This window comes from Kitasatospora sp. NPDC057512, from assembly GCF_042802135.1.
Taxonomy (GTDB): domain Bacteria; phylum Actinomycetota; class Actinomycetes; order Streptomycetales; family Streptomycetaceae; genus Kitasatospora.
In genome coordinates this window covers 1-5,990 of sequence record NZ_JBHVET010000544.1, presented here as the reverse complement: position 1 = coordinate 5,990, position 5,990 = coordinate 1, and the positions used below count along the sequence as shown (strand labels likewise).

At 69.2% G+C, this 5,990-nt stretch carries 5 protein-coding genes and 1 pseudogene; 3 read left to right on the top strand and 3 right to left on the bottom strand.

All coding sequences use genetic code 11. The annotated features are described in order from the left end of the window. Positions 1-257: 257 nt before the first annotated feature. Entirely contained in the window at positions 258-1,058 is an 801-nt protein-coding gene (locus ACFU6K_RS28650; protein ID WP_380667807.1) for a hypothetical protein, read from the bottom strand. Between the two features lie 243 nt (positions 1,059-1,301). On the opposite strand from ACFU6K_RS28650, the gene ACFU6K_RS28645 reads away from it, so the two are divergent. The 3 genes and pseudogenes from ACFU6K_RS28645 (at position 1,302) to ACFU6K_RS28635 (ending at position 3,682) form a co-directional block, all read left to right on the top strand. After that, positions 1,302-1,871, top strand: a complete 570-nt coding sequence (locus ACFU6K_RS28645) for a hypothetical protein (protein ID WP_380667805.1) — start codon at positions 1,302-1,304, stop codon at positions 1,869-1,871. A 197-nt stretch (positions 1,872-2,068) separates the two neighbouring features. Then, positions 2,069-2,593 (top strand): hypothetical protein, encoded by a 525-nt coding sequence (locus tag ACFU6K_RS28640; RefSeq protein ID WP_380667803.1) that lies wholly within the window; start codon positions 2,069-2,071, stop codon positions 2,591-2,593. Between the two features lie 244 nt (positions 2,594-2,837). Next, positions 2,838-3,682: pseudogene (locus tag ACFU6K_RS28635) on the top strand (IS5 family transposase). 13 nt (positions 3,683-3,695) lie between these two features. Here the strand turns inward: ACFU6K_RS28635 and ACFU6K_RS28630 are convergent. Continuing rightward, the gene (locus ACFU6K_RS28630) at positions 3,696-3,854 is read right to left on the bottom strand and encodes a hypothetical protein (RefSeq protein ID WP_380667801.1); all 159 of its coding nucleotides are present in this window, start codon (positions 3,852-3,854) and stop codon (positions 3,696-3,698) included. Between the two features lie 1,263 nt (positions 3,855-5,117). Then, positions 5,118-5,660, bottom strand: coding sequence for a GNAT family N-acetyltransferase (locus ACFU6K_RS28625; RefSeq protein ID WP_380667799.1), 543 nt, complete (start codon positions 5,658-5,660; stop codon positions 5,118-5,120). Positions 5,661-5,990: the final 330 nt, after the last annotated feature.

The window sequence follows — 5,990 nt, the reverse complement described above, 5'->3', positions numbered from 1 at the left end:
GCTCCGCTGTCCTGGCGGCGGAGCCGGGGCACCACGGCATCGGATTCCTGCGCGACCCGGCGGCGTCACCGGGCAACAGCCCGTTGCGGCGGCGACGAGCCGGGACCGGGCGCCGTTCCGTCTCGACCCCGGCTCGTCGCCGAGGGTCTTCGCCTTCGCGTCAGAGGACGGAACTCGGGGCGGGCCGCTCGTCCAGGACTCCCTGCCCCCGAGCCAGGACGCCGGCCATCAGGGCCGGCACCCGGTGCGAGGAACCGTCAGCCCGCCGCGCCGTCCAGCCGCCTGAGCACCGCTGTCAGCGCCCGGATGCGGTCGGTGCCCTGCGGGAGTGCGGGAAGGCAGGCACGCAGGCGCCGCACCGTGTCGAGCCGCACGTTCCCCGGCCCGACGGCGTCGACAACCGAACCGACCGCCTGGAAGGCCCAGTACTGGTTGAACGCGAGCTCCTCGGAAGCCGCCGCCTCGACGAGCGCCGACAGGAACTCCTCCTCCGGCCGGGCGTACAGGCGGGCGTAGCCCGCCAGCCGGGTCCCGCCGACGGCGGAGCCGAGAGCGGATGCGGTGTCGTAGCCGTCCACCAGCGGAGTCAGCCTGGCCAGCTCGGCGAAGATCAGCTCCTGACGGTAGGTCCGCGCCGGCCCCGACGGCTCCCTGCGCCGCAGGTCCGTGAACTCGCCGACCAGACGGCCGACCTCTTCCTCCGCCTCGGCACTCCCGATGCCCTCACTGCCGGCCACCAGGGCCACCCGGGCCTGGCGGCTCGCGTCGTCCCCCGCCTGCCGGGCCTCCGCGGCCTGCTGCTCGACGGCCTCCACGCGCTCCTGCAACTGCCGGTACTGGAACTTGGCGCCTCCGGGCAGTTCGATGCTCTCGAAGAGATCGCCCAGCCACGGGACCACGGCGATCGCGGCCAGGACCAGCGTCGCACCGTCGATCTTCAGATCCGGCCTGACGGTGTGGACGACACCGACACCCAGCGCGCCAAGAGAAATTACCGCGGCCACCAGCCGCCTTCGCCGCCCTTCGCGCACGCCTTCCCGGCCCCCCGTGTCCGTCATACCCCCAGCGTCCCAGAGGACGGTCAGCTCTCCGATCGGGATGTCGCAGCCGGCCAGGCATCAGCTGTACGGGCTTCCGCGGCCGAAGTGGGGTCGGCAGTAGGCGGGTGCTGCCCATGTCCGGCTCGGTCTCGTCCGGCCGCTCGTCGTGGCGGAGCACGGGTGAGAACGCCGGTCGCATGTTCGAACGCACGCGGGGATCCGAGCGATCTCAGCCGTTGTACCTCGCGGTAGCCTCTGGCCATGAATCGTGGGGAGGGCGCGGACGCGCTGGTTCCGGAGGCCCGGGAGATGCTTGCCGCTGGGCAGGACGACGAGGAGATCTTCGCCGAACTGGCCGCGAGGACGGGCGAGTGGGGTGATTGCGCACTGGCCGTGTGCCTGGCTCTGGGCGTGCCTCGGCCGGACGCACAGGCCCGACTCCGCGAAGCCGAACCATTCTTCGCGGAGTTCTCGGCAGGCGAGGAGGAACTCGTCGCCAGCGTCCTCGCGATGGGGGGCATGTTCATCGTGGACCGAGCACTCGACGAGTACGACGAGCGCATCCGCGACCTGTTGGGCATCGCCGCCGGTGCACGTGGAGGCTATCCAGGCAGCCTGCTCGGATGGTTTCGTTCCGGCGAGCTCACGAAGATCTTCCTGTACTTCGCCAGGACCCGGTTCCGGGACGGGCGGGGCTCGCCGCCCGATTTCTGGGCCGCCATGACCACGGCCGGCGAACTACTGGCGGGCAAGGACGGACCGGACCGGGCCGAGGTGATAGCGGGACTGGACCGTTGCCGCGCGCACGCTGCTGCCACCGGTGCGGAGTAGCGTCATCGTCGGCGCGCGACCTCCGCTGCGCAGGCGGTCCTGACGGCTCCCGGCGGCCTGGCGCCCGGCAGCTTCGGGGCTGATGCCGGGCAGGCACCGAAGGATTGGCGGCGCCATCTGCGTGGCAGCGTGGACAAGCGAGATCAAGGGCCACCTATTCGGCGATGCGTCCAGCCGTGGCTGCGATCATGGGCCACATGCTGTCGCTGACGATGAACGATGCTGCGGCCGGGATACTCGCGCGTGCTGGTGGAGCAAGCCTGACGCCGCCCGGTGGCCTTGCCCCTGGCCTGCGTGGCCTGCTTGCGAATGGGATCACCCGTCGAGGAGATGTACTCACCTGGGCCGACTCGACGGGCGATGCCAACGGTGCTCCCTCGTTCTTCGGAGACCTCACGGGTTGGGAGTGCGCTGACAGCTCCTTCCACCTGGAGGACCACGTCCCCGTCGATGTCCGAATCGTCGACGCCGCTCCGCAGATCTCGGAGGACGATCAGCGGATCCTTCTCCTTCACGGGATCGCATTCGCGATGGAGTTCCGCCGGCTCGTCACAAGCCTGGACCACCCGTGCTCGGTGCGCTGCATCGTCGGAGCCAACGAGACCAACGCGACGTTCAGGTTCCACCGGATCCGTGCAGGCGAGTCGTGGCACAACCCGGACCTCGACAGCTACCGGATGGACAAGTTGGTCGTGATCGACCTCAAGCCGGCTGACGGCTGATCCCCCGCGTCAGTGCGCACGTCCTCTTGGTGCGGAGGAGGACTGACCACCGACCAGAAGAACCACGCCGTCGCATACCGCCCGTGGCTCGCCGGGGCCGGCTGGGCGAGGACGTCATCCCGCCGACGGTCGGCGTGCCGGTCCGGAGCGGGTTGCAGCCGACGCGGAAGATCACCGACGCGGAGCAGAAGGCGCTGCCGTCGGTTAGGCCGTTTCTTTCCGATCATCGGATCGTTGGCCTGGTGTGCCGTTGACTGATGCGCAGTGGGCGCGGATAGAGCCGTTGTTGCCGGACCGTACGCCCAAGCGCGGCGGTCGGTGGCGGGACCACCGTGAGGTGATCGACGCGATCGCGTGGAAGTTCCAGACCGGCGCGCAGTGGGTGCGCCTGCCAGAGAAGTACGGCTCCTGGAAAGGGGTTTACACGCGGCTGCGGAACTGGGCGATCGACGGTACCTGGGAGAAGGTGTTCACTGCTCTGCTCGCCCAGGCGGACGCCGAAGGCGACGTGGACTGGGTCGTCTCGGTCGACTCCACGGTCGTGCGCGCTCACCAACACGCGGCTGGGGCCCGCAAAGAGGGGCCCCAGCCGGTGAACCCGACCACCACGCGATCGGACGCTCGCGGGGCGGGCTGACCACGAAGATTCACCTCGCGGCGGACGGCCGCTGCCGACCGCTGTGCTTCTACCTCACGCCGGGCCAGGCAGGCGACGCCCCGGCGTTCGAGCACGTTATGGCTCGCATCCGGGTTCCCCGGCCAGTCGGCCGTCCGCGCACCCGCCCGGACATGGTCCTGGCGGACAAGGCCTAGTCGTCGAGGGCGATCCGTGACCACCTGCGCCGACGCGGAATCAAGGCGGTGATCCCGCAGCCCGCGGACCAGATCGCCCACCGCCGACGCAAGGGCCGTGCCGGAGGCAGACCACTCGCCTTCAACCGGCACGCCTACAGGCGGCGCAACACCGTCGAACGGTGCATCAACCGCCTGAAGAACTGGCGCGGCCTAGCCACCCGCTACGAGAAGACCGCGACCGTCTTCCAGACCGGACTCCACATAGCGGGCATCTTCATCTGGTCCGCCCGCTGATCCAACAGCAGCCCTACACGTAGAAGGTGGCTTGCGAGTTGATGTCAAAGCCGGAGCAGCCGATGATAATGTCCGACCCGGTCTCGGTGACAGTTGCGTCGATGTCCGCGTCGCTGTCAACCTCAGCCAGGACCTCCGGGGGAGTCTGGTTGTCATTCTTCGGGTCAGCCATGGTGCCCTCCTGTAGTCAAGCCTGTACGAATGGCCATGATCGTTCCATGCCCGTGCCCGCAGAGTCCAGGCCCCTTGACAAATAGCCGACTTCACGGCCACTGGTTCGGCAGTCGGGCGTGGACGGCCTCCCAAGAGTCGTGCCCGGCGGGCAGGCCCACGCACTGCGGCCAGCCGGCCCTTCCAGTGATCGGCTCGATCGCCTCCTGGTGGTCACGCCACCGCCCGCCACAGCCTGGCGTTCGGTCCGAGCCCACTGCGTGTCAGTCGTCAGCCCCTCGATGATCGAAAAGAAACGCCCTAGCGCGATCCGCGAGTTCCCACGCCCATGACATGGTCGATTCCGGAACGGAAGACCGGCGGGCGGTCGGGCGGGGGGCACGGGATCGGGTGAGCAGCACGACCCATGGCGGGCTCCTTGCGGAGCAGAAGGAATCGGAAGGGTTGGCACCCCTCACCCCTTCGGGGAGTGGGGCTGGCGTGCGCGGGCAGGGGTGCGGCAGCATCGGGGCCGGGAGCCCGGTCCGGGCAGGACCGGGGGTGTTGAGGAGCGGGTGCCCGTCGTGGTGACGCGGGCACCCGCTTGCCGGTTTCCTCGCTGGTACCGGTAGCCAGGCCCCGTCTCGGCCGTGCTGCCCCCTGTCCCCTTCAGCCCCGGAACGGGGTTGTCGGCGCGGTCCAGCCACACGGTGTGGCTGTCGGGGGTGACGGTGAGGCCGAAACGGTCGAAGCCGGGACGGCCCTGGCCGTCCCACTGATCGCGTCCGCAAAAGCCGCCGGCGCCGAGGTGAAGTTCGAGCGAGGCGCGGTCACCGCCGAGCAGCTCACCGCCTACAACCCGCCCAAGGCCTCCGACCGGCACTCGTTCTACTGCACCGCCACCACCCAGGCCGAGGCCTTGCCCCCGGACATCCTGGCGGCATCGTGCGCCAGGCCATCAGAGCCCACCGTGACCCCGAGGTCCACCAGCAGGTACTCGCACGCGAACAAGCGGAGCCGGAAGCGATTCGCCAGTGGCCGAGTGGCAGTGCCAGGGCGGCGGAGACGTAGACGGAGTGTTGGAGGAAGTCGCGGCGGTTGGTGTCCGTCAGGGCCCTCCGGGGATCGGTGGTATCTGCGACCACCGGATCCGCCAGCAGAACGGGCAGTTGACCTGTTCTCCCCTCTGAAGACTTTCCACCAGACCACGGCCTCGACCGGTCACTCCGTGTTGATCCGGCCCGCCCGAGGAGCCTTCCAGACTGTCGGACGTCAGCTGTGAAGCTCAGACGATCATGCGGAGCATGGAGTCGTAGCGCGGCCCGTCCGGGTAGGGCTGCATGGTGCCCATGCGGGAGTAGCCCCACCGCTCGTAGAGCGCCTTGACCCGCGGGTGGTCCTCCTCGACCAGAAGGTGCGAACGCTCCTCGGTCCGTTGGGACAGCAGTTCCTCGTGCAGGGTGCGCGCGACGCCCTTGCCCCGCCAGGCCGCGCGGACCATCACCTCGCACAGGGCGAAGGTCCGGGTGTCCGTCTCCTCCAGCAGCGAGGCCGGCGCTGGGGTGATCAGCCCGCCCCACCGATAGGCCTCCGTACGGGCGAAGCCGTAGGCATAGCCGACCGCCTCGCCGTCGACCTCGCCGAGAGCGCAACCCCAGCGCGGCCCGACGGCGTGACGGTGCAGACGCTCGGTGAACCGCTCGACGGAGAAGAAGGGGTCGGTGGCGGCCTCCTGTGAGTACACCTCGGCGTACACCACGATCAGCCGGGTCTCGATGGCGGGCAGGTCCCCGGCTGTGTAGTAGCTGACGGTCAGGGCGGCGGCCACAACGGCTCCTTGTGAAGTGGTCGGGACATCGCAGCGTTCCACGAACGCCCGCGTCATCGATAGGTCGAGATCAGCCGCCTTTCGCCGGAATGCGCCGAGGCGCACGACCACCGGCTCCGTGACCCCGGTCAATCACGCATGTGCCGTCCGTAGGCGCCGAGCAGTGCCCGTTCGAATCCTGCTGAGCCGTCCGAACCAGAGGATTCTCCAGTCGAGTCGGTCACCGTACAGACCCACATCACCAAATCAAGTTCAGGATCCGGACACCCCTGTCACCGCGGTCAGCACCCGCAGCGGGATGTCGACCGAGACGTCCCTCAGGTTGTGTCC

Coding starts and splice junctions, on each gene's coding strand:
- ACFU6K_RS28650 (WP_380667807.1), bottom strand. CDS start 1,058: ATGACGGACACGGGGGGCCGGGAAGGCGTGCGCGAAGGGCGGCGAAGG.
- ACFU6K_RS28645 (WP_380667805.1), top strand. CDS start 1,302: ATGAATCGTGGGGAGGGCGCGGACGCGCTGGTTCCGGAGGCCCGGGAG.
- ACFU6K_RS28640 (WP_380667803.1), top strand. CDS start 2,069: ATGCTGTCGCTGACGATGAACGATGCTGCGGCCGGGATACTCGCGCGT.
- ACFU6K_RS28630 (WP_380667801.1), bottom strand. CDS start 3,854: ATGGCTGACCCGAAGAATGACAACCAGACTCCCCCGGAGGTCCTGGCT.